Origin of the sequence: Mesorhizobium sp. Root695, from assembly GCF_001428185.1 — a bacterium.
GTDB lineage: Bacteria > Pseudomonadota > Alphaproteobacteria > Rhizobiales > Rhizobiaceae > Mesorhizobium.
Window position 1 is genome coordinate 1 of the sequence record NZ_LMHO01000013.1, and the last position, 23,871, is coordinate 23,871.

At 63.5% G+C, this 23,871-nt stretch carries 23 protein-coding genes, 1 pseudogene and 1 riboswitch; of the genes and pseudogenes, 12 read left to right on the forward strand and 12 right to left on the reverse strand.

Features of this window, described 5'->3' with window-relative positions; all coding sequences use genetic code 11:
- Positions 1–146 precede the first annotated feature (146 nt).
- The 3 genes from groL to ASD99_RS15085 form a co-directional block, all read right to left on the reverse strand.
- Entirely contained in the window at positions 147–1,805 is a 1,659-nt protein-coding gene (groL, locus tag ASD99_RS15075) for a chaperonin GroEL (protein ID WP_057144134.1), read from the reverse strand.
- A 62-nt stretch (positions 1,806–1,867) separates the two neighbouring features.
- Entirely contained in the window at positions 1,868–2,164 is a 297-nt protein-coding gene (gene groES / locus ASD99_RS15080; protein WP_006203049.1) for a co-chaperone GroES, read from the reverse strand.
- A gap of 176 nt (positions 2,165–2,340) precedes the next feature.
- On the reverse strand, positions 2,341–2,967 hold the full coding sequence (locus tag ASD99_RS15085) for a TetR/AcrR family transcriptional regulator (protein ID WP_057144135.1): 627 nt from the start codon (positions 2,965–2,967) through the stop codon (positions 2,341–2,343).
- A gap of 125 nt (positions 2,968–3,092) precedes the next feature.
- Between ASD99_RS15085 and ASD99_RS15090 the strand changes: the two genes are divergently transcribed.
- Genes ASD99_RS15090 through ASD99_RS15100 form a run of 3 tightly spaced genes read left to right on the forward strand, consistent with a single transcriptional unit; the run spans position 3,093 to position 6,715 of the window.
- Complete coding sequence (locus ASD99_RS15090) at positions 3,093–4,280, forward strand: MFS transporter (RefSeq protein WP_057144136.1); 1,188 nt, start codon at positions 3,093–3,095, stop codon at positions 4,278–4,280.
- Positions 4,281–4,292: 12 nt separating this feature from the next.
- Positions 4,293–5,573: a D-arabinono-1,4-lactone oxidase gene (locus ASD99_RS15095; RefSeq protein ID WP_057144137.1), complete on the forward strand. Its 1,281-nt coding sequence runs from the start codon at positions 4,293–4,295 to the stop codon at positions 5,571–5,573.
- Positions 5,570–6,715: a DSD1 family PLP-dependent enzyme gene (locus ASD99_RS15100; RefSeq protein WP_057144138.1), complete on the forward strand. Its 1,146-nt coding sequence runs from the start codon at positions 5,570–5,572 to the stop codon at positions 6,713–6,715. The genes ASD99_RS15095 and ASD99_RS15100 overlap by 4 nt, the downstream gene beginning before the upstream one ends.
- Positions 6,716–6,719: 4 nt before the next feature.
- On the opposite strand, the gene ASD99_RS15105 is transcribed toward ASD99_RS15100, so the two are convergent.
- Positions 6,720–7,553, reverse strand: coding sequence for an AraC family transcriptional regulator (locus ASD99_RS15105; RefSeq protein WP_057144139.1), 834 nt, complete (start codon positions 7,551–7,553; stop codon positions 6,720–6,722).
- A gap of 280 nt (positions 7,554–7,833) precedes the next feature.
- Positions 7,834–8,040: riboswitch (cobalamin riboswitch) on the forward strand.
- A 128-nt stretch (positions 8,041–8,168) separates the two neighbouring features.
- On the opposite strand from ASD99_RS15105, the gene ASD99_RS15110 reads away from it, so the two are divergent.
- The 4 genes from ASD99_RS15110 to ASD99_RS15125 are packed head-to-tail and all read left to right on the forward strand — an operon-like array spanning position 8,169 to position 11,336.
- Entirely contained in the window at positions 8,169–8,537 is a 369-nt protein-coding gene (locus tag ASD99_RS15110; protein WP_320410771.1) for a DUF1636 family protein, read from the forward strand.
- The gene (locus tag ASD99_RS15115; protein ID WP_057144141.1) at positions 8,534–9,322 is read left to right on the forward strand and encodes an ABC transporter ATP-binding protein; all 789 of its coding nucleotides are present in this window, start codon (positions 8,534–8,536) and stop codon (positions 9,320–9,322) included. Before ASD99_RS15110 ends, ASD99_RS15115 begins: the two co-directional genes overlap by 4 nt.
- A 50-nt stretch (positions 9,323–9,372) precedes the next feature.
- Positions 9,373–10,320: an ABC transporter substrate-binding protein gene (locus ASD99_RS15120; RefSeq protein WP_057144142.1), complete on the forward strand. Its 948-nt coding sequence runs from the start codon at positions 9,373–9,375 to the stop codon at positions 10,318–10,320.
- A gap of 29 nt (positions 10,321–10,349) precedes the next feature.
- Positions 10,350–11,336 (forward strand): FecCD family ABC transporter permease, encoded by a 987-nt coding sequence (locus ASD99_RS15125; RefSeq protein WP_082525726.1) that lies wholly within the window; start codon positions 10,350–10,352, stop codon positions 11,334–11,336.
- Between the two features lie 34 nt (positions 11,337–11,370).
- On the opposite strand, the gene ASD99_RS15130 is transcribed toward ASD99_RS15125, so the two are convergent.
- The 6 genes from ASD99_RS15130 to ASD99_RS15155 are packed head-to-tail and all read right to left on the reverse strand — an operon-like array spanning position 11,371 to position 17,162.
- Entirely contained in the window at positions 11,371–12,306 is a 936-nt protein-coding gene (locus ASD99_RS15130; RefSeq protein WP_056593695.1) for a phosphatidate cytidylyltransferase, read from the reverse strand.
- The gene (locus ASD99_RS15135) at positions 12,306–12,968 is read right to left on the reverse strand and encodes a lysophospholipid acyltransferase family protein (RefSeq protein WP_057144196.1); all 663 of its coding nucleotides are present in this window, start codon (positions 12,966–12,968) and stop codon (positions 12,306–12,308) included. The genes ASD99_RS15130 and ASD99_RS15135 overlap by 1 nt, the downstream gene beginning before the upstream one ends.
- On the reverse strand, positions 12,965–13,408 hold the full coding sequence (locus ASD99_RS15140) for a hypothetical protein (RefSeq protein ID WP_057144143.1): 444 nt from the start codon (positions 13,406–13,408) through the stop codon (positions 12,965–12,967). Before ASD99_RS15140 ends, ASD99_RS15135 begins: the two co-directional genes overlap by 4 nt.
- Positions 13,405–14,724 carry a phosphatase PAP2/dual specificity phosphatase family protein gene (locus ASD99_RS15145; RefSeq protein ID WP_056594499.1) on the reverse strand — a complete coding sequence of 440 codons (1,320 nt, stop codon included), beginning with the start codon at positions 14,722–14,724 and terminating at the stop codon, positions 13,405–13,407. The genes ASD99_RS15140 and ASD99_RS15145 overlap by 4 nt, the downstream gene beginning before the upstream one ends.
- A gap of 5 nt (positions 14,725–14,729) precedes the next feature.
- The gene (locus tag ASD99_RS15150; protein WP_162256702.1) at positions 14,730–16,514 is read right to left on the reverse strand and encodes a bifunctional alpha/beta hydrolase/class I SAM-dependent methyltransferase; all 1,785 of its coding nucleotides are present in this window, start codon (positions 16,512–16,514) and stop codon (positions 14,730–14,732) included.
- Between the two features lie 39 nt (positions 16,515–16,553).
- Complete coding sequence (locus ASD99_RS15155) at positions 16,554–17,162, reverse strand: CDP-alcohol phosphatidyltransferase family protein (RefSeq protein ID WP_056594508.1); 609 nt, start codon at positions 17,160–17,162, stop codon at positions 16,554–16,556.
- Between the two features lie 216 nt (positions 17,163–17,378).
- Between ASD99_RS15155 and ASD99_RS15160 the strand changes: the two genes are divergently transcribed.
- The 4 genes and pseudogenes from ASD99_RS15160 to ASD99_RS15175 form a co-directional block, all read left to right on the forward strand.
- Entirely contained in the window at positions 17,379–17,858 is a 480-nt protein-coding gene (locus ASD99_RS15160; RefSeq protein ID WP_056593701.1) for a MarR family winged helix-turn-helix transcriptional regulator, read from the forward strand.
- On the forward strand, positions 17,855–19,048 hold the full coding sequence (locus ASD99_RS15165; RefSeq protein WP_057144144.1) for an HlyD family secretion protein: 1,194 nt from the start codon (positions 17,855–17,857) through the stop codon (positions 19,046–19,048). The genes ASD99_RS15160 and ASD99_RS15165 overlap by 4 nt, the downstream gene beginning before the upstream one ends.
- A gap of 312 nt (positions 19,049–19,360) precedes the next feature.
- Positions 19,361–20,893, forward strand: a complete 1,533-nt coding sequence (locus ASD99_RS15170) for a DHA2 family efflux MFS transporter permease subunit (RefSeq protein ID WP_057144145.1) — start codon at positions 19,361–19,363, stop codon at positions 20,891–20,893.
- A gap of 75 nt (positions 20,894–20,968) precedes the next feature.
- A pseudogene (locus ASD99_RS15175) lies at positions 20,969–21,763 on the forward strand (isopenicillin N synthase family dioxygenase); the annotation flags it as partial.
- A gap of 210 nt (positions 21,764–21,973) precedes the next feature.
- Here the strand turns inward: ASD99_RS15175 and ASD99_RS15180 are convergent.
- Positions 21,974–22,489: a CAP domain-containing protein gene (locus tag ASD99_RS15180; RefSeq protein WP_082583296.1), complete on the reverse strand. Its 516-nt coding sequence runs from the start codon at positions 22,487–22,489 to the stop codon at positions 21,974–21,976.
- A gap of 167 nt (positions 22,490–22,656) precedes the next feature.
- Entirely contained in the window at positions 22,657–23,019 is a 363-nt protein-coding gene (locus tag ASD99_RS15185) for a winged helix-turn-helix transcriptional regulator (RefSeq protein ID WP_057144147.1), read from the reverse strand.
- Between the two features lie 106 nt (positions 23,020–23,125).
- Here ASD99_RS15185 and ASD99_RS15190 point away from each other — a divergent pair, with 106 nt between their 5' ends.
- Positions 23,126–23,830: a glutathione S-transferase family protein gene (locus ASD99_RS15190; RefSeq protein ID WP_056593715.1), complete on the forward strand. Its 705-nt coding sequence runs from the start codon at positions 23,126–23,128 to the stop codon at positions 23,828–23,830.
- The last annotated feature ends 41 nt before the right edge of the window (positions 23,831–23,871 follow it).

Sequence of the window (23,871 nt, forward strand, 5' to 3'; positions counted from 1 at the left end):
CTCCTGCCAAAATCTCCTGACACAAACTGTCCAAGACACTTCAATCACATAACAAAAAACCCCGCCGAAAATCGACGGGGTTTGTCAGCAGTCTGAGGGCGGCATCTCTGCCGCCCTTTCCGTATCTGAAGGCTACTAGGGCTGGATTAGAAATCCATGCCGCCCATGCCGCCCATGCCGCCGCCGCCCATGCCGCCAGGCATACCGCCGCCGCCAGCCGACTCCTTCTTCGGAGCCTCCGCGATCATGGCTTCGGTGGTGACCAGCAGGCCAGCGACCGAGGCTGCGTCCTGGAGCGCCGTGCGCACGACCTTGACCGGGTCGACGATACCCATGGCGATCATGTCGCCATACTCGCCGGTCTGGGCGTTGTAGCCGAAGGTCGCGCCCTTGTTCTCGAGGATCTTGCCGGCAACGATCGATGCTTCCGCACCGGCGTTCGATGCGATCTGGCGGGCCGGAGCCTGCAGCGCGCGACGAACGATGTTGATGCCGGCGGCCTGGTCGGCATTGACGCCGGTGACCTTGATGTTGGCCGAAGCGCGCAGCAGCGCGACGCCGCCGCCTGCAACGATGCCTTCTTCGACGGCCGCGCGGGTCGCGTTGAGGGCGTCATCGACGCGGTCCTTCTTTTCCTTGACTTCGACTTCCGTCGCACCGCCGACGCGGATCACCGCAACGCCGCCCGCCAGCTTGGCGAGACGTTCCTGCAGCTTCTCCTTGTCGTAGTCCGAGGTGGTCTCTTCGATCTGCTGCTTGATCTGGGCAACGCGGCCCTGGATCTCGGCCTTCTTGCCGGCGCCGTCGACGATGGTGGTGTTCTCCTTGGAGATCGACACCTTCTTGGCGCGGCCGAGCATGTTGAGGCCGACGTTCTCGAGCTTGATGCCGAGGTCTTCCGAGATGACCTGGCCACCGGTGAGGATGGCGATGTCTTCCAGCATGGCCTTGCGGCGATCACCGAAGCCCGGCGCCTTGACGGCGGCGATCTTCAGGCCGCCACGCAGCTTGTTGACGACCAGCGTGGCCAGAGCCTCGCCTTCGACGTCTTCCGAGATGATGAGCAGCGGCTTGGAGGTCTGCACGACGGCTTCGAGAACCGGCAGCATGGCCTGGAGGTTGGAGAGCTTCTTCTCGTGCAGGAGAATGTAGACGTCCTCGAGCTCGGCAACCATCTTGTCGGCGTTGGTGACGAAGTAGGGCGAGAGGTAGCCGCGGTCGAACTGCATGCCTTCGACGACTTCGAGTTCGGTCTCGGCGGTCTTGGCTTCTTCAACCGTGATGACGCCTTCGTTGCCAACCTTCTGCATCGCTTCCGCGATCATCTTGCCGACCGACTCGTCGCCATTGGCCGAGATCGTGCCGACCTGGGCAACTTCCTCGGAGGTCTTGATCTTCTTGGCGGCCTTGCCGAGCGCCGCGACGACTTCGGTCACGGCCAGATCGATGCCGCGCTTCAGGTCCATCGGGTTCATGCCGGCGGCAACGGCCTTGTGGCCTTCCTGGACGATCGACTGTGCCAGAACGGTTGCGGTCGTGGTGCCGTCGCCGGCGATGTCGTTGGTCTTCGAAGCAACTTCGCGGACCATCTGCGCGCCCATGTTCTCGAACTTGTCCTCAAGCTCGATTTCCTTGGCGACGGTGACGCCGTCCTTGGTGATGCGCGGCGCGCCGAACGACTTGTCGATGACGACGTTGCGGCCCTTGGGGCCGAGCGTGACCTTCACCGCGTCGGCGAGGATGTTGACGCCGCGCAGCATGCGCTCGCGGGCATCACGGGAGAATTTTACGTCTTTGGCAGCCATTTTTAGCTCCTGGCAAGGGCTTGGAGTAAGCCCGGGAATTCAGTTGACGGTGAGGCCGATAATCAGCCGATGATGCCCATGATGTCGGATTCCTTCATGATCAGAAGGTCTTCGCCATTGAGCTTGACTTCGGTGCCCGACCACTTGCCGAACAGGATGCGGTCGCCGGCCTTGACGTCCAGCGGGACCAGCTTGCCAGCTTCGTCGCGAGCGCCGGAGCCGACGGCGATGATCTCGCCTTCCTGCGGCTTTTCCTTTGCCGTATCCGGGATGATGATCCCGCCGGCGGTCTTGGATTCGGATTCGACCCGGCGAACGACCACGCGGTCATGAAGCGGGCGGAACTTCGACTTTGCCATTTTTTCTTCCTCGATGAGAACGGTGAGAAACAGTTCCTCCATCCGGCGGCGCCGGACATGTGGTTAGCACTCACCAATGGCGAGTGCTAACGTGGCGCTGAAATAGGCTGGCGGCCTGCCAGAGTCAAGGCGCGTGGCACCGACCGGGAGTGTGAAATTTTTCTACGGATCGAGGCTTACAGAAACAACCGCAGCTGCGTGTGAATGATCGAACGATAATCTTCGATGGTCCGGCGGCTTTCCGCTTCGCCCTCGGCAAGCGCCAGGCGCACCACACCGCCGGCGAGCTGGAAGATCAGGAGAACCGTGCGTTCGAACTGCTCGCGCTTCTGAGGCTCGATCAGGGCGATGACGTGGTCGCAGAACATTTTGGCTTGGTGTCGGGTTTCGGCGATGTCGAGGTTCTTGAGCGCCTTGTCGGCCTGGATGGCGTTCTGCAGATCCTGGATGGCCGGATCGCCGGCGACGCGGCTGAGATAGTCGTCAAGCAGCCGGTCGGCGGCCACGATCACGTCCTTCGCTTCGCGGATGTCGGTGATGATCGCCGTCAGCCTTGCGCGGCTGACCTCTGAAAACCGCTCATAGAGCATCGCCAGGATCGCCGATTTGTTGGGAAAATAATGGTAGACGGTGGCGATCGGCCCGCCCGCCAGCATGCCGACCTCCTTCATGGTGACGGCGTCGATGCCTTTCTCGCCGATCAGCCGCATGGTCGTCGACAGGATCGCATCGATGCGCTCGCGGCTGCGTTCCTGCTTGGGCCTGCGCCTGGGCTCGGTCGCCATTCTCTTCACGTCCGTCATGCACCGATCTTTCGCACGGGTTTTTCAAATTCCGGTTGACAAGAAATATGATCAAGTATCAGCTTCTGAAATGCTGACAGGTTGTCAGCTTTTTTGCCGCACGGCAAGGACGTTGGGAGGCGCCTTTGGCTTCGACAGATACCGGCCACGCAGGCAATGGCGACTGGCTGGTCGGCAATCCGACCGGCAGGCAGCTAGCCGCGGCCCTGTGGATCGGTTCGGTCGGCCTGCTCATTCTCGGGCTGCAGCCCGTGCTGCTCGGGGCCCTTTACACCGAGGGCCATGTCAGCGGCGATGAACTGGCGCTGGTCGCCACAGCCGAGATGATCGCCATTGCCATCGGTTCAGCTGTCGTGGCGATGCTGCTCTCGGCACACAACATGCGCTGGAAAAGCGCCGCCCTTCTGTTGCTGCTGGCGCTGGCCAATGTGTGGACGGCCCATGCCGCAAGCGCCAACACGCTGATTGCGGCCCGCGCCCTGGCCGGGCTCGCCGAAGGCGGTCTGGTCGCGGTCGCCACCGAACTGATCGCCCGTTCGCGGCGCGCCGAGCGCATCGGCGGCCTTTTCGTCACCATGCAGACGCTGGCGCAATGCGCGCTTGCCCTGATGCTGGCGCTTTATGTCATTCCGGCCGCCGGGTCGGCAGGCGGCTTCATCGTTCTTGCCGTCGTCTGCGTGGCGTCGCTGGCGGTCGCCTTCACCGTACCCGTTGACTATGCCGACCTGCCCAAGGACGAGAATCTGGCCAATGTGCTGACGGTTCCTTCCCTCACCGCGCTGCTGTCGGTCTTCTGCTACTTCATGTTCTTCGGCGCGGTCTGGGCCTTTCTGGAGCCGCTTGGCGCACAATACGGCATCGATGGCCGCACCGTCGGCCTGATCGTCTCGGCCAGCCTCGCCGTGCAGGTCCTGGGCGCAATGACGGCCACCGTGTTCGAGGCGCGCATCGATTATCGCGCTGCCATCGCCACGATCGGTGTCGTGGCGCTTGCCTGCTCCCTGGTTCTGGCCGGTGGACCTGGCCTCACCACATTCTGGATCGCAGCTCTGGTCATGGGCTTCATCCTCTTGTTCATCGTGCCCTACCAGATCCGGCTGGCGATCACCGCCGACGAGACGCGCACCGCCGTGCTGCTGGTGCCGGCGGCCCAGCTGTTCGGCCTGGCGATCGGGCCGATCGCGGCGTCACTGCTGATCGATGGCAAGGATTACCGGCCGGTGCCGGAATTTGCTGCCGCCAGTACCGTAGCCAGCGTGGCGCTGCTCGGTCTGTTCATTCTCGTGTCGCGGCGTCGCCGCGCTGTTGCCTGAACTGGGGGCGCCATGTCGAACAGCTGGAGCAACTGGTCGGGCTTTGTCACTGCCGAACCGCGGCTGATCGCCAGCCCCGGCGATGCCGGCGAACTGGGTGATCTCATTCGTACCGCACCCGGCCCGGTCCGCGTCGTTGGCGCCGGTCATTCCTTCACGCCGCTGGTGAAATCGCAGGGCACGATCCTGTCCCTGGAAAGACTGGAAGGGCTGGTTTCGCACGATGCCGAAAAACATCAGGCGCGGGTGCGGGCAGGGACCCGGCTCGGTCCGCTGATGCACATCCTGCAGGGCATTGGCCAGGGCCTGCCCAACATGGGCGACATTGACCGCCAGGCGATCGGCGGCGCGCTGGGTACCGCCACGCACGGCTCGGGACCGACACTCGGCGCTTATCACACGCAGCTGGAGACGGTGCGGATCGTCGACGGGCTTGGCAAGGTCCGCGACTTCAAGCGGGCGGGGGATCAGGACATGATCCACGCCATCGGCGTCGCGCTCGGCGCCTTCGGCGTGCTCAGCGAAGTGACGTTGAACAACATCGCGACCTACCGGCTGCGTCGCCGCAAATGGGTGCTGCCGATCGCCGACATGCTGCGCGATTTCGAGATGATGATGGCCGCGCATCGCTCGGCCGAATTCTACTACATTCCGTTTTCCGGCTATGCACAGTTCATAGCCAGCGACCTCAGCGACGCAGCACCCACCGCGCGCCCGCCGGAGCAAGACGAGGCGGGTTTGAGGACGCTGCGCAGGCTGCGCACCGCGCTTGCCTGGCTGCCATCGCTGCGCCGCCGACTGATCCTGGGCGCCGTCGCGAAAGTGCCGGCCGAGGACTATGTGCAGGACTGGCTCAACGTCTATGCCAGTGACCGCCAGACCAAATTCAACGAGATGGAATATCATCTGCCGTTCGAGGAGGGACCGAAGGCGCTGGCCGAGATCATCGAACTGACCGAGAAGCGTTTTCCCGAGGTCTATTTCCCGATGGAGGTGCGCTCGGTCGCACCGGATCAATTCTGGCTCTCGCCCTTCTACAACAGGCTAACCTGCTCGATCGCCATCCACCATGACGCGGCGAACGATCCGCTGCCGTTCATGCGGGCGGCCGAGCCGATCTTCCGCAGGTATGGCGGCAGGCCGCATTGGGGCAAGATGCACAGCCTGAAAGCGGCGGATCTGAAAAAGCTCTACCCGCGCTGGGACGACGCCATGGCGGTGCGCCGCGACATCGATCCGGAAAACCGCTTCGTCTCGCCCTACATGGCCGACCTGTTCGGCATCGAGACATGAACGCCTATTTTTCCACCCTGTCGGATGCGCTGAAGGAAGCCGGCATCTTCCAGCCCTGCCTGCTGCTCGATCGCGACCGGCTGGACAGCAACATCGCTCTGGTGAAGGGGAGACTGGATCCCGGCCTTGCCGTGCGGCTGGTCGACAAATCACTCGCCTGTCTGCCGCTGCTTGCGCATATCGGCAAGGCGCTTGGCACCAATCACGTCATGACCTTCCATCCGCCGATCAGCGAGGCGGTGCTGAAGACGTTTCCGGATGCCGATCTTCTGTATGGCAAGCCGATACCGGTCGACGCGGCAAGGGCGGCGCTGGTGAAAGCCGACGCCGACTGGTCGCGTGTCTGCTGGCTGATCGACAGCGAGGAGAGACTGGCGGAGTACGGCGCGCTCGCTGCCGAACTCGACATCGAACTGCGCATTGCTTTCGAGATCGACGTCGGGCTGCATCGCGGCGGGTTTGCTGATCCCGAAACCTTGTCGAGGGCATTGAGCGCGCTCCATGCTCACAAATGGCTGCATTGCGAAGGGGTCATGGCCTACGAGGCGCATGCGCCGCTCATTCCTGGTCTGTTCGGCGGGCCGACGAAAGCCCTGGCAAAGGCGTCGGCGCAGGCCACGGCGTTCGTCGCTTGTCTCGGGGCCGACCAGCGCCGCATCCTGAACATCGGCGGCAGCAAGACCGCGCTGCTTCATCATGGCGGTGTCGCCAATGAAGTGTCGATGGGATCGGCCTTCGTGCTGCCCAGCGACTTCGATACATCAGGTCTCGAAGGCTTCCAGCCGGCGGCCTTTATCGCGACGCCGATGCTGAAAGTGGTCGAGCCAATGCTGCCCGGCCCGCCGGCTGTCACCCGCGCGCTGCAGGCGATCGGCCGGTTTCCCCGCAAGGGCTGCTACCTCTATGGCGGCAAGTGGATGGCCGAGCCGGTGTTCCCCCAAGGCATGACGACGAACGGCTTGCTCGGCCTGTCCTCCAACCAGCAATTCATGGGCTTGCCGGCCGATGCGCCCGCAAGGCCAGGCGACTACGCCTTCTTGCGCCCGACGCAGAGCGAGGCCGTGCTGCAGCAATTCGGATCGATCGCGGTGTTTGCCGGCGGAAAGGTCACTGATCGCTGGCCGGCGCTGCCGATGGCGTGATCGTCTACCCCTTCACCGGTATCCAGATTTCCAGCCCGCCATTGCCGCTGCGCGGGTCGAATTCGGGACCGTAGCGTTCGAATTCCGGCGCATCTGAAATCTCATGGCCGGAGGCCGGCAGCCATTTGTTCCAGATGGTGTTTACCGTCCGGCGGATGGTCGAGATGTGTTCGCGGTGGGCGAAGACCGCATATTTCTGTGCCGGCACGCGCACCCGGCTGAATTCCTTGGGCAGGTCGGAAAAGTCCGACACTTCGACGCCGGCAATGTAGTCGAAATTGCCGGCATCGTCGCCGTTGACGCAGACGCCATAGGCAACGTCGCCTGTCTCGCCCGGAATGTTGCCGATATAGGGGCCGAAGCGCTGCCATTGCATCGGAATGGCTGCGCTGGTTTCGCAGCTGTAGCGTTCGCCGAGACCGGCGATGAGGAACGGCCGGCTGGTCTCGAAACGCGGCGGTTCGAGGTTGGCAAGAAAGGACTGGTCCATCAGGATCGGCTCCACGAGGTCGAGCTTGTCGAGTGTGCCTTGCGCGCGCACCAGTTCCGGCGTGGTGCCGAACTGATCGCGGAAGGCACGGGTGAACGCCTCATGCGAGTTGTAGCCGGCATCGAGCGCGACGCTGAGGATATCGGGCGCTCCGCCGGCCAGCTTGCGCGCCGCCTCGGTCAAGCGGCGCGAGCGCATGTAGCCCATCACCGAGCGACCGGTTGCAGCCCCGAAAGCCCGCGTCACATGAAAACGCGACACGCCGCTGCTTTGCGCGACATCGTCGAGCGAGATCGCCTCCGGCAGATGGCTCTCGACGAACCACAGCGCTTTCTCGGTCGGGTTCATGGGGCTCCTTTTAAAATGGCTCGATTCACACGTGGCAGGATCATGGTGATGTTTCCCGATGAGGTCAGTTTGATCGAAATTGCGCTCCGCGCAAAACCGAAACGATAGGCCATCGCCTTTGCGTGGAAAGGGGTTGACAGAGTCGGGTCATATTCATAGCAATATGTTATTACATAACAATCAAAGGTGTTGCTTGTTTCCGTCCAGCCATCGATCATACCCATTGCCGGCTTGGCAAACTCAACCCGCAGAAATGCGTTGCGATGCGTTTGGGGGAAATCTACTGTGATTTCGTGATGGTCCCCGAGTCAAAAGGCGAGGGGTGAAAAGGGAACACGGTGAGATCCCAGGGGTCGAGGCCGTGGCTGCCCCCGCAACTGTAAGCGGCGAGCAAAATCCGCGAATGCCACTGGCCGGCAAGGCTGGGAAGGCAGGATGGCGCAACGACCCGCGAGCCAGGAGACCTGCCATCAGCATGAGTTGACCGGACGGGGTGTGCCGGGAGGAAACGCGAATCTCGGTCTTGTCGGCCGGTTCGCCAGCTTCCTTCCGTCGCCAGTTTTGGAAAGTGACGGAAAGTTGGACGGCTCCATCGATCCCATCCATCGCATCATCGTGTGCACGCTTTGCCGTGACCATGTGACCGGCGTCAGGTCCGGGAACGACCTTTGTACCGATTTGCGCTCCCGACTTTCGGCCCAACATGAACCAGCCGTGGCGAGCGGCGTCGCGGTCGAAGGCGTGGCCTGCATGGCGGGCTGCTCGCGGCCGCTGACGGTCGCCTTCCAGGCGCAAGGCAAGGCTGCCTATCTCTTCGGCTCCATCGACGCGCGAGCCGATGTCGGCGACCTCGTGCGATTCGCCAAACTCTACGCCTCGCTGGCCGACGGCTCGTGCAGTTCCGGTCAGCGCCCGGCGGGATTGGCCGGCAAGACGCTTGCCCGCATCCCCGGTTCGGGCAATCCGGCGGGCAGCAGCCGATGACTGTAGCGCTTCTCGAAGCACGTGACCTCTGCGCCATGGCGAATGGGCGGGATCTGGTCCAGGCGGTCAGCCTGTCGGTGGCCGCTGGCGACCGCCTCGCCATCATTGGCCCCAACGGCGCCGGCAAGACGACGCTGCTGCGCATGCTGTCGGGCATGTTACGGCCAAGTTCCGGCGAGGTGAAGCTAGCCGGGCGTCGGCTGGACAGGATTTCCGCTGCCGAGCGGGCACTGCACATCGCCGTGGTCGGCCAGACCGACCAGCCCGATCCACGGCTGGCGGTGATCGACTATGTCGAGCTTGGCCGCGTCCCGCACGCCGGGCTGCGGCGCAGGAGCGAGGAACGCGACATTGTCGTCGATGCGCTGCGCCGGACCGGCCTGCTGCCGCTGCTTGGGCGCACCATAGGCTCATTGTCGGGCGGCGAGCGCCAGCGCGCCCAACTGGCGCGCGCCATCGCCCAGCAGCCAAAGATCCTGTTCCTCGACGAGCCGACCAACCATCTCGACCCGCGCGCCCGCGGCGAACTGCTCGAACTCGTGGCCGGCTTCAGCATGACCGTGATCGCGGTGCTGCACGATCTGGCCCTGGTCGCGCCGTTCGCCACCAGGGTGGCGGTGATGAACCAGGCCCGTCTGCAAGCGCTGGCCGCGCCGCGCGAAGCGCTGACCCAACAATTGATCCGCGAGATTTTCGGCATCGATGTTCTGCGTCTGCGCCATCCGACCGAAGACCGCGAACTGACGGTGTTCGAAGTTCCAAACCGTGGCTCGCCGCCATCCTGATTGAAACCGTTCCGTATTCGACCCAATCCCATTCACATAGGAGCAAATTCTTGAAACGCCTAGCCTTTTCGCTTGCCTTCTCGCTGCTGACCCCCACGGCCTTCGCCTTCCCGGTCACGGTCGACAGTTGCGGCAAGCCGCTGACGTTTGACGCACCGCCGAAGCGCGCCGTCATCCATGATCTCAACATGGCCGAGATGGCCTTCGCGCTGAAACTGCAGCCATCGATCGTCGGCCTGACCGGCATCACCGGATGGTACAAGATCGGTCCCGAATTCAAGGCCGAGCAGGGCTCGATCCCGGAATTGGCGCCGAAATACCCGACGCTCGAAAACCTCGTCGCGGTCGAGCCCGATTTCTTCTTCGCCGGCTGGTATTACGGCATGAAGCCGGGCGGCGAGGTGACACCCGACACGCTTGCCCCGCACGGCATCAAGACGCTGGCGCTGACGGAAAGCTGCGTCCATCTCGACAAGAACCACCCCGCCGCCTCGATGGACCTGCTCTATGGCGATGTCGAAAAGCTGGGCAAGATCTTCGGCAAGGAGGCCGAGGCCGAAAAGCTCGTTTCGGGCTGGAAGACGCAACTCGCCGACATCACCGCCAAGGTCGGCGACCGTAAGGGAACGCGGGTGTTCCTCTATGATTCCGGCGAGGACAAGCCGTTTACCGCAGGCAAGTTCGCCATCCCCAGCGCCATGATATCAGCCGCCGGCGGCGACAACATCATGGCCGACATGGACACCAGCTGGGGCAACACGGACTGGGAAACGGTGGCGTCGCGCAATCCACAATTCCTCATCCTGCTCGATTACCAGGATGGTGGCGGCTACAAGAAGCTGCTCGATTTCCTGAAGGCGCATCCGGCCATGAAGGAGACGGACGCGGTCAAGAACGAGCGCTTCGTCGCCCTTCGCTATGCCGAACTGACGCCCGGACCGGCCAACATCGAAGCGATCGACAAGATCGCCAAGGCCATGCATCCGGAAGCGTTCTAACCTTGCGGCACAGGACATTCGCACTGGCCATGCTGGTGGGAGCGGCGGTGATCACCGCTCTCGCTCTGCTGTCGATCGCCTATGGCTCGACGCTGATCCCGTTGACCGATGTCGTTGCCGCGCTTGGCCGTGCAATTGGGCTGGAAGGGCACGACGTGTCCGGGCCGGTTGGCAAGATCGTCGTCGACCTGCGGCTGCCGCGCACGATCCTGGCCATCTGCGTCGGCGCCGGGCTGGGCGTCGTCGGTGCGCTGCTGCAGACGGTGACCCGCAACGACCTTGCCGACCCGTTCCTGTTCGGCCTGTCGTCGGGAGCCGCCGCGGGTGCCGTTTCCGTCATCACCGTCTTCGGCGACAGTTTCGGCATCTGGACGTTGCCGGTCGCGGCCTTCACCGGCGGCATACTGGCTGCCGGTGTCGTCCTGCTGCTGGTCGCGCGGGTGAGGGGGCAAGGCCCGGAGCGGCTGATCCTTGCCGGCCTTGCCGTGTCGTTCATGTTCACCGCCTTGACCAACTATCTGGTCTTTGCCGGCGACCAGCGCGCCGCCCACTCCGTGCTGTTCTGGACGATGGGCGGCCTTGGCCTGGCGCGCTGGGACAATATCTGGTTGGGCGCGCTGGGGGCGGGCACCATCCTGGCTTACGCGCTATGGAACCACCGCCGGCTCGATGCTTTCCTGGCCGGCGAAAACGCCGCCGAAAGCCTTGGTGTGCCGGTGGCGCGGATGCGCAGGATGACGTTTATCGTCGCCGCCTTCTCGACGGCGATCCTTGTCTCTGTCGCCGGCGTCATCGGCTTCGTCGGACTGATGATCCCGCATCTGTCGCGGCCGCTGGCGGGTCCCTTGCATCTGCGCCTGGTTGCCAGTTGTGCCGTCTTCGGCGCGGTGCTTCTGCTGGCAAGCGATCTTCTGGCCCGAACGCTGCTGCCGCCGCAGGAACTGCCGATCGGCATCATCACCAGCTCGGTTGGCGCGTTCTTCGTCGTCACCATGCTCATCCGCAACCGGCTGTGATCGCGGTGGGCAACACTTCGCTAGTTCGGAGCTCTCAGACCGTCCAGAAATAGCGCACGATGTGAAAGAAGACCGGGGCAGCGAAGACCAGGCTGTCGGTGCGGTCCATCATGCCGCCATGGCCTTCGATCAGATGGCCCCAGTCCTTGACACCCTGGTCGCGCTTGATGGCCGAGGCGACCAGCCCGCCGAGAAATCCCATCGAGCAGGCGACGAAGGCCACGGCCGCTGCCTGCAGCGGTGAAAAGGGTGTCACGAACGACAACAGCGCGCCGAGCAGGCTCGCCGACACCAGTCCGCCGATCAGGCCTTCCCAGGTTTTCGACGGCGAGACGTTCGGCGAAAACCGGTGTTTTCCAAACAGCTTGCCGAAGATGTATTGCAGGACGTCGCTGCCTTGCACGACGATAATCAGGAAGGCGATCAGCAACAGGGTGCGGCCTTCGAAGCCTGGCACATTGAGGGTCAGCAGCGCCGGAACATGGCTGACGCAATAGACCGAGATCATCACCGCCCATTGCTGCGCGGCGATCCGCTCGAGGAAGCGTTCGGTGTCGCCATGCAGCGCCGTGATGGCCGGCATCAGCAGGAAGCAGTAGACCGGAATGAAGATGACGAAGAGCCCGTACCAGGCGGTCCACACCAACCAGTATTGAAACGGTATGATGATGCCGAACATGCCAAGCAGCACCCAATGGTCGCTGCGGCGCGTATGCGTCAGCGTCACGAATTCGCGCAGCGCGGCGAAGGAGATCAGCGCGAACAGGATGGTCATGCCGTAGCGGCCGAAGAAGAAGGCGACCGTCATCAGCGCCACCATCACCCACCAGGCGTTGATGCGCTGGGTGAGATTGACCAGCGTCGAGCTCAGCGGCTTCGGCGCCCGCGCCGAAAGGATGGTGGCGACAATGCTGGCGGTGGTCAAAACCGCCAGCAGGCCGATGATCAGAATGGAAATCTCGTGGCGCATCAATCGTCTCGCTCGGGACGCGGGTTGAGCGCCAGAAGCGTGGCGTGGGCGCGCTCGAGAAAGGCGCGGCGTTCTTCGCCCGGGCCAACCGCGACCGGCGCGCCGAAAACCACACGGCACAGCAGCGGGACCGGCAGGAACTGGCCCTTGGGCAGCACCCGCGACATGTTCTCGATCCAGCACGGGATCAGCTCGACCTGTGGCCGCGCCATCGACAGATTGTAGAGCCCGGAGCGGAACGCCAGCAGCGGCTCCTCGGTCATGTTGCGGGTGCCTTCGGGAAACAGGATCAGCGAGTGGCCCTGGTCGAGAACCGACAGCATTATCTCGATCGGGTTCTCCTCAGGCTTCGTCCATTGCCGGTTGATAAGCACGGACGACAGCATGTCCTGCGCGATAAAGCGGCGCAGCCGCGACTTTCCCCAATATTCGCCGGCGGCAACGGCGTGGGTGATCGCACGCTCCTTTTCGCTGAGGCAGGCCGACAGCAGGATGAAGTCGCCATGGCTGGTGTGATTGGCGAAATAGATGCGCTGGCGGTCGGACGGCAGGCTGCCGTTCCAGATTGGACGCACCCCGGTCACCGTCCAGGCCAGCGCCGAAAGGCCGACGGAGGTTATCGTCTGCAGCAAGGTGAAGGTTTTGAGCGAAAGCTTGTTCATCGCGGCGCCCAAAACCCTGCCGCAAGAAGTGCTGCGGCAAACAGGGCCAGGGCGGCGCGCTGCTTGAACAGCAAGCGGCTTGTGCCGGCCATGCGGTCTTCGAGCAGGCGTGTCGTGGACGGGGCGGGCTTCAGGCGCATCCGTGCCAGCATGTCATCCACCGCCGCACCACCGGATGCCTCGTCGTCGTAGCTGGCCATCAACCGGAACAACAGTGCGTCGAACGCCAGAAGCGCCGACAGCGCCAGCACGGCGACAGCGCTCGCGGCGGTGATCGACAGGGAGACGGCCGCGGGCAAGCTCTCGAAGGCGCCGCGCGCCGAAGCAGCCAGGGGGCCAAGGATGTTTGCGACCACCACGAGTGCAGCAGGCCATGCGGCCTGCTGCATCAGCATGCGGGCGAAGCGATCGGTGCGGTCCTGGTAGGCATCTCCGGTCATGACGCCGCCCGCTCCATGGCAAGATGAACCGGACGGCCAGCGGCCATGAGCATCTCACGGGCAAGCGTCGGCGTCCTGGCCCTGCCGGTCGCCACCAGCCATTCGGCGACGACGCCGGCGCTGCGCTGGAAGCCGAGTGCGCAGCACACCAGCACGGTGCCGTCGCGGCGCGCACTCTCCAGCGCGCCGGCTGCCTGCTGCCGTATCGCCGCCGGCGGCGACATAAGGTCGATCATCGGAAAGCTGATCCAGCGGCAATCGGCTCGCGTCGGCTTTTCAAGTTCGGCGGCGAGGTCGATGATCGTGCCGAAGCTGTTGGCCTCGCGTGCCGTGGGAAAGCGCCCGAGAAAGACGCCGTCGGCAATTGTCACCTGAGGAGCAAGATTGCGCGTCCACGCCCATATGTTTGTCCTGGCGCCAAGGCGGTAAGGCAAGAGCAGGATGCGGCTTGCCAGCGTGATGCTGCCATCACCGGATTTCTGGAACACCTTTGAGCCTGCCCCGGCATAGGCGAAGGCGACGATCGCCAGCGCCAGCGCCGGCCAAAGCAGAAAGAGCGCGACGGCTGAAAAGAAGGCGCCGAGCGCGGTACCCGCCAGCGCAAGGGCAGCGCCCAGCGCATAGAGCTGCGCCAGCCGCCGCGCCTTCGCATCGCTGGCCAGCCGGAAGCCTGAAAACGGCAACGCGCCGCTGCGCGGAAACAGCCACACCGCAAAAAGGCCGAGCAGCGCGCCGGTCGGGATGTCGATGAAGTGATGCTGCCAGGTGGTCAGCACCGAGGCACCGATCAGCAAGCACCAGCCATGCCAGAGCGGCAGGAGGGACCCGCCGAGCCGGTGGCGCCAATGATCCCAGATGATCACCAAAAGGGCGATGTGTAGCGAGGGGGCCTGGTTGAACGGCTTGTCGAAACCGCCGAGCATGGCAAACAGGAAGCCCGGCAGGCCGGTCGTTGCGGGCCGCACAAACGTCGCGGTCAGCGGGAACAGGATGAAGCAGACAACGGCGACGATCTGCGCGGTAAGATACCGTCCGGCCAGACGGTCGACCCCTTGCCTCGTGTCGTTGAGCAGCAGCGACAGGCCGTAGAACAGGTTGATCGACCAGTAAGGCACGATGGTCCAGGCGATGAACGGGATGCTGTGTTCCCAGGAGAACACGATGCTGCCGACGTCGTCGCGCCGCGACGCCAGCCAGTTGGCGAAGCCGTAGCTGAGGTAGAAGATTGGCGCCAGGAAGGCCAGCCAGAGGGCTGCCCTGACGACCACCCGTCCATAAGGCTCAGTGCGCGCGGCCGATGCAAGCGATGAGACCATGCTGTTCAGCGGCGCCGCGCGACCGAGACGGTGAAGATGCCCCATTGGTCGATGCGCTGGTCAAGCTTCTCGAAACCGGCGGCTTCGACGAGCTGGTCCATCTCGCCTTGCGTACGCCGGCGCATCACCCAGGCTTCGCCGCCGCGATGCGAGGTCAGGCTGCGGGCGATCATTTCGAGCTGCGGATGCCATGGCTGGTTGGTGTAGAGCAGGAGGCTGCCCGGCTGCATGGCGCTGGCCAATCCACCGAGCGAGCGGGCGATCATCGCGTTGTCGGAGAACAGTTCGTAGAGGCCGGAAACGATGGCGAGGTCGGGCGCCGGATCGGCATTGGCGAGCATGTCGGCGTCGAAGGCGTCCGCACGATGGAAGGAGACGCTGGCTGGCAATTGACGCTCGGCGATCAGCTTGCGGCCAAGCTGGACGTTGAGGTCGGAATAATCCTGCAGGCGCACGCTCGCCGGCTGGTCGGGGCTCTTCACGATGGCATCGAGAACATAGCGGCCGTGGCCGGCGGCGATGTCGAGAATGTGCGCCGGCCGGCCGGCTGCCTTCAGTGTCGTCAGGCAAGAGCCGATCAGCTCTTCGAGATGCAGCTTGCGCTGGCGGATGCCGCGCCAGCCGATGGCTTGCAGGAAGACACGGTCGACGACGCGGCCAAGGGGTGTAAGACCCCGCGCGTCGTTCTCATAGACATAATTCAGCGTCGAGCCGGAATCGAAGCCGGTGGTGACGCCGACCTTCATACCCTGGGAGACCCAGGCGCCCATGCGAATGAAGGCGCGGCTGAATGCCCAATAGAGGCCTTTGGGCGACATGAGAGCGAGCGGCGAGGCAAGCCTGTCGGCCTCGTCGCGCGTGTAGCCGGCGATGTCCGCCTGCTTCAGGTCGACCGGCGCATCTGGTGCAGCGAACTGCCTGGCCAGGAATGGCCGGATCAGGTCGAGGGCCTGCGCCCGGTCGCGCTCGCCCAGCGTGTCGTGGAAGAAACCTTGCAGCACATGGCGTTCCTTGGCGCGGCTGCCGAGATTGACGAAGAATTCGTGCTGCGGGCCGTGGCGCACCACCCAGTCGCTGCCCGAGAGCAGAAGCTGCGTTGGCACGGTGATGGCGCGGGCGTCAGCGACGATCCGCGCGGCATGCTGGTAGAGCTCGACCAGGATGTTGGAGGCGATCGGCCGCGTGATCAGCGGATCGCTCTCGAAGGAGGCGATGCGCACGGGATCATGGGTCAGGAACTTCGCCTTGACGTAGGAATTGACGAAGAAGCGGCCCTTGATCTTCTGCCAGAACGCGATGCCTTCCTTGGCGAAGGGCACGTAGAGTTTTACCGAGAAGGCCGGGGAGGCCAGCACCATGGCACGCAGCCTCGGCGCATAGTCGTGCACCCAGGCGGCGGCGAGCACGGCGCCGAAGGATTGAGCGATCAGGGCGATATCCTGCGTGGCGAAGCCGTCCCTGGCGGCGATCTCGCGCATGAAGCAGTCGATGTCGCGCACCAGGGCCGAGAAGGATGGGGCATAGCCGCGCTCGCCGGACGAACGGCCATTGCCGCGGGCATCCCAAGCATAGAAGGCGTGGTCGAGCATCTGCAATTCATCGACGAGATGGGCCATGCGGCCGCCATGCTCATGGCCGCGATGGAAGAGCACCACCGCGCCCTTGGCATCGGCGGACGCTGCAGGCCAGAAGCGATAGAAGATCTCCGTCCCGTCATGGCTGCGGAAGACCCGCTCCTGCGCTTGCCGCTCAAGGCGTTCCGTGGCCGCGGCGGCGATCGGTTCGTGCATCATGGTCTTTCCCTCTGGCGGCATGGCGAGCCTCGATGCTCAGCTGGCGCTGCCAATAAGACCGGCGCGTATCCGGTTTATGGCGGTCAGCAGCGAAAGCGTTGCCATGGCCGGAAACACAATTGGCGCGATGGATGCCGGCCAGAGCCCGGTCGCGCACAGCACGGCGACCACGCCGAGCGCCAGCGCCCTGTCGCTCTTGCCGAACGGCCCAGCGTAATTTCGCCCGACCTTGGCAGCGATGCCCAGCACTCCGGCGAACTCGGTCAGCACGGCCGATATCGCGAAGGCCACGACGCCCCATGGGGCAAACTGCGGAAAGACGGCAAAAGGGAGAATCAGCGCGAGATCCGAAACGACGTCGCACAACTCGTTCAGATACATGCCGAGCGTCGAGGCCTGCCCGTGTTCCCGCGCCAGCATGCCATCCACGGCGTTCAGCGCCATGCGCACGAACATTACCGCGGGGATCAGCAGCAGCAGCCAGCGCCATTCATGCAGGATCGCGATCACCGTCCCGGCCGCGACCGACATCAGCGCCGCCAGGATGGTTATGCTGTTTGCGGTCACCCCGATTGCCGCCAGCCGATTGACCAGCGGCCGCAGTCGTCCTTGGAAAGCCGGCTTGAGAGCGTAAAGCGTCGGCATTTTCATGATCCCCCGATCCTGACCAGCGGCTGTACATCAATATCTCAGACGCGACCAGCGTCTCCAAAGGGGGCGGGCGCGATCCGACCGACTGGCCACCCGGCGGTCGCAAATTGCTAACCATGATTTGCCCGGCATGGCTGTCATCCACATTTGCCGGCTTCTGGCGAAATACGGCATCTTGAATAGTAAGCACGCTTATTATATATCCCGCTCATGGTTTCCGATGGCATCGACAGATTGGGCTTCTTGATCCACGACGTGCAGCGCCTGATGCGCAAGCGTTTCGAGGCGAGGGCCAGTGGTTTGGGACTTTCTTCGGCGCAATGGCGGCTTCTGGTTCGCGTTGCCAAGGAAGACGGTGTCGCGCAGGCGCGGCTGGCCGAACTTCTCGAAATCGAGCCGATCAGCGTTTCGCGCCTGGTCGATCGCATGGAGGAGGGCGGCTGGATAGAGCGTCGTCCCGACGCCAACGATCGCCGCGTCCGCATGATCTTCCTGACGCCCAAGGCGAGCGATGCCTACGCGGTGATCAAAAGCCTTGCCGGGGAAGTCTACGAGGAATCGCTTGTCGGCGTGAAGCCGGAGGCCCGTCGCGTCCTCATCGAGGGGCTTGAGGCGATGGTTCGCAACCTGACCGACGACGAGATGCCGTCCATTGAAAAAGTAAAGAACACAGAGGGCGCAGCAGCATGAACGCGGTAGCCAAGATAGACGAGAAAGTGACCGAACTGGAGATGGAAGCGCCGGTCAAACCGGCTGCGGCCCCAACCCCAGCCCCAGCGGCGGTTGCTCCTCCGATGCAGCCAGCCCCGGTGCCTGTGAAGAAAAAGCGTCGGCTGGGCCGTCTTCTGCTGATGATCGCGCTGCCCGCGGCACTGGCCGTCGGCGGCGGTTACGTCTGGGTCACCGGCGGCCGCTACCAGGAGACGGAAAACGCCAATCTGCAGCAGGCCAAGGTGTCGATTGCTTCCGACACGGCCGGCCGTATCGTCCAGGTTGACATCGCCGACAACCAGCTGGTCAAGCAGGGTGATGTGCTGTTTTCCATCGACCCCGAGCCCTACCGGATCGCTTTGGCGCAGGCCGATGCGGCGGTTGCGGGCGCGCGCCTCAATGTTGAGCAGTTGCGCGCGGCATATGGCCAGTCGATGGCTCAGCAGAAGTCCGATGCCAGTCAGGTCGCCTTCGCGCAGTCGCAGTTCGACCGCGCCGCCGACCTTGCCCAGAAGGGCATCAACGCCAAGTCGTCGCTGGACGAAGCCAAGAACGATCTCGACAAGGCCAAGCAGCAGCTCGCCGTTGCCGAGCAAGGCATCATCAGCGCCAAGGCAGCCCTTGGCGGCAATCCCGACATCGAGACCGATAAGCACCCGACCGTGATGGCCGCGCTCGCCGCACGCGACAAGGCGGCCTACGACCTGGCGCAGACCACGGTCAAGGCGCCGGCTGACGGCGTCGTCAGCCAGGCCTCGTCGTTCAAGGTCGGTCAGTATGTCGGTTCCGGCACGCCGCTGTTCTCGCTGGTCGAGACCGGCGACACCTGGATCGCCGCCAATTTCAAGGAAACGCAGCTCACCCACATGAAGCCCGGGCAGAAGGCCGATATCGTGGTCGACACCTATCCGGGGCGCACCTTCGAGGCGACGGTCAAGGCGATCGGCGCCGGTACGGGAGCGGAGTTCTCGCTGCTGCCGGCCCAGAATGCCACCGGCAACTGGGTCAAGGTCACGCAGCGCATCCCGGTGCGTCTCGAACTGACCGATGAAGACGCCAAGATGGCATTGCGCACCGGCATGAGCGCCACCGTTACCGTCGACACCGGCGTGGCGCGTGGCCTGCCGTCGATCTTCGGTCACGCCACGGCCGGCGAGGCCGCGCAGTAAAAATCAACAGAATCCCGCCAGGACCAGGCGGGTGGAGGTGAATAGCAGGATTGGTCTGATGGGAGGAGCTTGAAGGATCAGAACTTGAGCCAGGCGCGCATCGCGGCTTCATCAAAATCTGAGATCTTCGATGCAGACCCGTCGGTCCTCATGTTTCCGGGCGGCAGGCATCCGCTCATCAGAGACTTTCAATCGATGTAACCCCCACATCGATAATCGCGTCCCACCGCGATGACGGTCTCTCAACGGAAGGCTTTGCCGCCCGGAAACCCCTCTGTACACGTTTTTGTTACCTGCTGGAAGTTCCACGCCATGAGCACGCCCGAACCTTTTAAAGAAGTGCCGCATCGCGGCCTGATCACGGTCGCGCTGATGCTGGCGACGGTCATGCAGGCACTCGACACGACGATCGCCAACGTCGCGCTGCCGACAATGACGGGCGATCTCGGCGCCTCGCCGGACAACATCAACTGGGTGCTGACCTCCTACATCGTTGCCGCCGCCATCATGACGCCGGTCACCGGCTGGCTGGCCGACCGCTTCGGCCGCAAGGAACTGTTCCTGACGGCAGTGGTCGGCTTCACCATATTCTCGATGCTGTGCGGCATTGCCTGGAGCCTGGAGTCCATAGTGTTCTTCCGGCTGATGCAGGGTGTGTTCGGCGCCGCGATCGTGCCTCTGTCGCAGACCTTCCTGCTCGACATCAACCCCAGGGAGCGCCATGGCCAGGCGATGGCCATCTGGGGCGCCGGCATCATGCTGGGGCCGATTCTGGGCCCGACGCTGGGTGGCTGGCTGACGGAGAATTTCAACTGGCGCTGGGTGTTCTTCATCAACCTGCCGGTCGGCATCGTCGCGTTTCTCGGCATGGCCGCCTACTTGCCGGCCGTCGCCCGGCGGGTGCGCGGCTTCGATTTCTTCGGCTTCGCCATGATATCGCTCGGCGTCGGCGCGCTTCAGCTGCTGCTCGACCGCGGCGGCGAGGTCGACTGGTTTTCATCGGTCGAGATCTGGATCGAGCTTGGTCTTTCCCTCACCGGCTTCTGGGTGTTCATCATTCACACGATGACGGCGGAACACCCCTTCATCGATCCCAAGATATTCCTTGACCGCAATTTCGTGACTGGGCTGGCGTTCATCTTTGTCATGGGAGTGCTCATCCTGGCCAGCATGTCGCTGCTGCCGCCAATGCTGTCGACCATCTTCGGGTATCCGACCATCACAATCGGCGTCGTCATAGGGCCACGCGGTGTCGGCACGATGATTTCGATGCTGGTCGTCGGGCGGATAATGAGCAAGATCGACGCGCGCATCCTCGTCGTCATCGGCTTCCTGCTCACCGCGCAGTCGCTCTACACCATGTCCAGCTTCACGCCGCAGATGGACAACTGGCTGATCATCAGTTCCGGCATCATCCAGGGCCTGGGCATGGGAATGGTGTTCGTGCCGCTGTCGACCGTCGCCTTCGCCACGCTTGACGTGCGCTTCCGCACCGATGCCACGGCCTTGTTCAGCCTGGTTCGAAATCTTGGCTCGTCCATCGGCGTGTCGGTCGTGACGGTTCTGATGGTGCGCAACACGCAGATCAATCACACCGAGCTTTCGGCTTTCATCAACCCGTTCAACCCAAATCTTTGGGCGGTCTCTCCGTCAGCCGCAAGCGGCGATCCAATGGCGCTTTCGCAGGTCGATCGCATGGTCAATCTGCAGGCGATGATGATCTCCTACGTCAATGACTTCAAAATACTCATGGTGATGACGCTGCTTGCCATCCCATTTGTTTTCCTGCTGCGCAAGCCAAAGCAGGCGCCTGCCGGCGGCGCACCAGCCGCGCACATGGACTAGATGTCGTCGTTCTTGAGCTTGTAAGTCTCCATGACAACGAGTCAGGAGACCATCGCCATGCAGCCTGCCTTCCCGATGTTCGATCTCGGCCAGTTCGAAAGCGCCGGCATCGAGGAGAAAAAGGTGCTCGGCGCCGAGGTCGATCGCATCTGCCGCGGCACCGGCTTTCTGGCCGTGAAGAACCACGGCATTCCGCAGTCTGTGATCGACGCCGCCTGGTCGAAAGCACGCGCTTTCTTCGACCTGCTGCCGGAGCAGAAGCAACGCTCGAAGGCGCCTTACAAGGGCTATCCTTACGGTTACCTCGGGCCAGAACTGGAGGCGCTTGCCAAATCGCGCAACGTCGAGACGCCTCCCGACCTGAAGGAGAGCTTCAATGGCGGGCCGCTTCGCGTGCCGCAAGGCATGAATGACCCGGAAGCATTGGCCTTCTGCTATGCCGATACGATCTGGCCGGAAGCACCGGACGGCTTCGTCGACGCCTGGAAGGCCTATTATTCCGCGCTTGAGGACCTGGCCGTACGCATCATGCGTGTCCTTGCCACCGCACTTGGTCTGCGCGAAGGATATTTCGACAGCTTCCTCGATGCGCCGATCAGCGCGCTGCGAGCCCTCAATTATCCCGAACAGCATGTCGCGCCGAAGCCGGGACAGATCCGAGCCGGGGCTCATACCGACTATGGCAGCCTGACCATCCTGTTGCCGCAGGCCGGGTCGCGCGGCCTTGAGATCATCACCCCGGACGGCGCGTGGACCGAAGTGCCGCCGACACCGGGAGCTTTCGTCATCAACATCGGCGACCTGATGGCGCGCTGGACCAACGATCGCTGGGTTTCCACCGTCCATCGCGTGGTCAATCCATCGGTGGAAGAGGGCGGCCAAGGCAGCGGCAAGGACCGGCGCCAGTCCATGGCTTTCTTCCACCAGCCGACTGGCACGCCGAGATCAGGGTCCTGGACGTTTGTCTTGCGTAGGGAGAAACGCCGAAATGCGAGCCGGTTCTGTCCGGCCCCTACCTCATGGCAAAATTCAAGGCGACGACCAGGTAGGCGGCGATCGGGCGCAGCATCGGGACGCCTCTCATTTCCCGAGCACGAGGCTCCAGTAACGGAGGTTGCTGTCGCTGCCATCGCGCACATAGGCAAGGCCGAAGCGGGTGAAGCGCGGGTCGAGCATGTTGCGGCGATGGCCGGGCGAATGCACCCAGATGTCGAACAGCTTCTCAAGGTCGAAACGGCCCTCGGCGATGTTCTCGGCGGCCGCACCCGCAATGCCATTGCCCTTGACGCGCGAGGCGAAATCCTTGCCCCAGCCGGTGGTGTGGCTCATGCGGCGGCGCTGCGCCATGTAGCCGGCCTGCTGCAGGGCGGCCCGCTCGAGCTGCCGGTCGGGTGTCAGCGGCGCGAGTCCCGCCGAGGCGCGGATACTGGCCAGCGTGCTGGTGGCGGATGAGGAGGCCCCGGCGCCTTCACCGGTTGGCTGCGAAACGGTGCTGCAGGCGGCGAGACCGGCCAGGGCTGCGAGGCCTAAGCCCTTCAGCAGCATGCGCCTGTTCAGCTTCGGGATCGGGTGGTTTTCGATTTTCGCAATGGTCATGCCCATCTGAGATAGTGGCGATCATGGCTTTTGCCGGGCAGAGGGACGAAAATTCCGGTCTAACCGACGGTTCTAATGCATGTCGCCCAAAAGTGATCTCGGTTTTGAGAGAACGACATGCATGAAAACATAGACCTAAAGCGGAATCCATTAAGACGCGACACGCTTTAGGCGGCGGTGTCGAGATTTACGTCCGAAGTCGGGGAGCGGCCGGTCCGATCGTCATAGGTATCCATCCACCAGGCGCCGAGCGCATCGATCAGCGGTACAAGCCTGCTACCTGGCGGCGTGAGGTCGTAGTCAACGCGCAGCGGATAGCCTGGGCGCGCCGTTCGCCGCACGATACCGGCGTCCTCCAACTTGCGCAGTTCCAGCGCCAGAATGCGGTGCGACACGGTCGGGTTGTCACGCCTCAGGTCGCTGAACCGCTTGGTTCCGTCCTTCAGATAATAGAGCAGCAGTGTGGGCCAGCGACCGCTGAGCACGCGCATGGTCTCTTCGATAGGGCAGCGTGAGACGACGTCTTTCATAGGCGGGTCCTGGTTACAGAATTGTGCGTAATTTACATGGGGCGACCAGCGTTTAGGGTCAAGTTTCGCTGCGCGGCGTGATCCCTTCAATCATGGAAGAAAACAAATGGAACCTATCCTCCTTTACGGCTTTCCGGCGGGAAGCTCGATGGGGCTCGTCGCCGCCTTTGAACGCGTCGGACAACCCTATCGCCTGTGCCGCGTCGATATGCTCACCGAGATGAAGAACGACGCCTATGCCAGCATCAACGGCCGTCAGGAAACGCCGGTTTTGATCACCGACGAAGGCACGGTGCTCACCGAGACCATGGCCATCGCCGCGTGGCTCGAGGCCCGCGATACGCAACGTCGCATCAGCTTCGATCCGCGCACGCCGCAGGCCGACCGCATGCACCAGTTGATGGCCTTCGTGAACACCGGTTTCACAGCCGCTTTCAGCCCGCTCTGGGTGGCATTGGAAATGGCGGCGGATGAACCGGCGCTGAAGGCGACCTTGCGCGACTTCGGCCGCAAGGCCGTTGCCGAACGCCATGATCGGCTCGAGGCCATGATCGCCGATACGGACTTTCTGGTCGGCGATCGGCTGACGCTGGCGGATACCACGCTGATTGGTGTGGCCCGCTGGGCGGAGTTCCATCAGGCGATCGAGGGCGCTGCCTATCCCAAACTGGCCGGATTGCGCCGCCGCATCGAGGCGGATGCCGCTGTCCGATACGCCATGGCTGTCGAGGACGGCGAAAGGCCTGCCGGGTCGGGCGCCTGCCTCGGCCATGCCCCGCTGGCCGAGGTGATCGATCGCTTCGCGGCCTGACGCAACCGTAGCGATGCTCATTTTCAACTGGATGTGCCTTT

Bases quoted from the DNA above. Each gene is read 5' to 3' on its own strand.
- ASD99_RS15100 (WP_057144138.1), top strand. From the start codon at position 5,570: ATGAACGCCTATTTTTCCACCCTGTCGGATGCGCTGAAGGAAGCCGGC.
- ASD99_RS15105 (WP_057144139.1), bottom strand. From the start codon at position 7,553: ATGAACCCGACCGAGAAAGCGCTGTGGTTCGTCGAGAGCCATCTGCCG.
- ASD99_RS15170 (WP_057144145.1), top strand. From the start codon at position 19,361: ATGAGCACGCCCGAACCTTTTAAAGAAGTGCCGCATCGCGGCCTGATC.
- ASD99_RS15145 (WP_056594499.1), bottom strand. From the start codon at position 14,724: ATGGTCTCATCGCTTGCATCGGCCGCGCGCACTGAGCCTTATGGACGG.
- ASD99_RS15140 (WP_057144143.1), bottom strand. From the start codon at position 13,408: ATGACCGGAGATGCCTACCAGGACCGCACCGATCGCTTCGCCCGCATG.
- ASD99_RS15130 (WP_056593695.1), bottom strand. From the start codon at position 12,306: ATGCGCCACGAGATTTCCATTCTGATCATCGGCCTGCTGGCGGTTTTG.
- ASD99_RS15095 (WP_057144137.1), top strand. From the start codon at position 4,293: ATGTCGAACAGCTGGAGCAACTGGTCGGGCTTTGTCACTGCCGAACCG.
- ASD99_RS15160 (WP_056593701.1), top strand. From the start codon at position 17,379: ATGGTTTCCGATGGCATCGACAGATTGGGCTTCTTGATCCACGACGTG.
- ASD99_RS15125 (WP_082525726.1), top strand. From the start codon at position 10,350: ATGCTGGTGGGAGCGGCGGTGATCACCGCTCTCGCTCTGCTGTCGATC.
- ASD99_RS15135 (WP_057144196.1), bottom strand. From the start codon at position 12,968: ATGAACAAGCTTTCGCTCAAAACCTTCACCTTGCTGCAGACGATAACC.
- ASD99_RS15115 (WP_057144141.1), top strand. From the start codon at position 8,534: ATGACTGTAGCGCTTCTCGAAGCACGTGACCTCTGCGCCATGGCGAAT.
- groL (WP_057144134.1), bottom strand. From the start codon at position 1,805: ATGGCTGCCAAAGACGTAAAATTCTCCCGTGATGCCCGCGAGCGCATG.
- ASD99_RS15165 (WP_057144144.1), top strand. From the start codon at position 17,855: ATGAACGCGGTAGCCAAGATAGACGAGAAAGTGACCGAACTGGAGATG.
- groES (WP_006203049.1), bottom strand. From the start codon at position 2,164: ATGGCAAAGTCGAAGTTCCGCCCGCTTCATGACCGCGTGGTCGTTCGC.
- ASD99_RS15180 (WP_082583296.1), bottom strand. From the start codon at position 22,489: ATGACCATTGCGAAAATCGAAAACCACCCGATCCCGAAGCTGAACAGG.
- ASD99_RS15155 (WP_056594508.1), bottom strand. From the start codon at position 17,162: ATGCCGACGCTTTACGCTCTCAAGCCGGCTTTCCAAGGACGACTGCGG.
- ASD99_RS15185 (WP_057144147.1), bottom strand. From the start codon at position 23,019: ATGAAAGACGTCGTCTCACGCTGCCCTATCGAAGAGACCATGCGCGTG.
- ASD99_RS15190 (WP_056593715.1), top strand. From the start codon at position 23,126: ATGGAACCTATCCTCCTTTACGGCTTTCCGGCGGGAAGCTCGATGGGG.
- ASD99_RS15085 (WP_057144135.1), bottom strand. From the start codon at position 2,967: ATGACGGACGTGAAGAGAATGGCGACCGAGCCCAGGCGCAGGCCCAAG.
- ASD99_RS15150 (WP_162256702.1), bottom strand. From the start codon at position 16,514: ATGCACGAACCGATCGCCGCCGCGGCCACGGAACGCCTTGAGCGGCAA.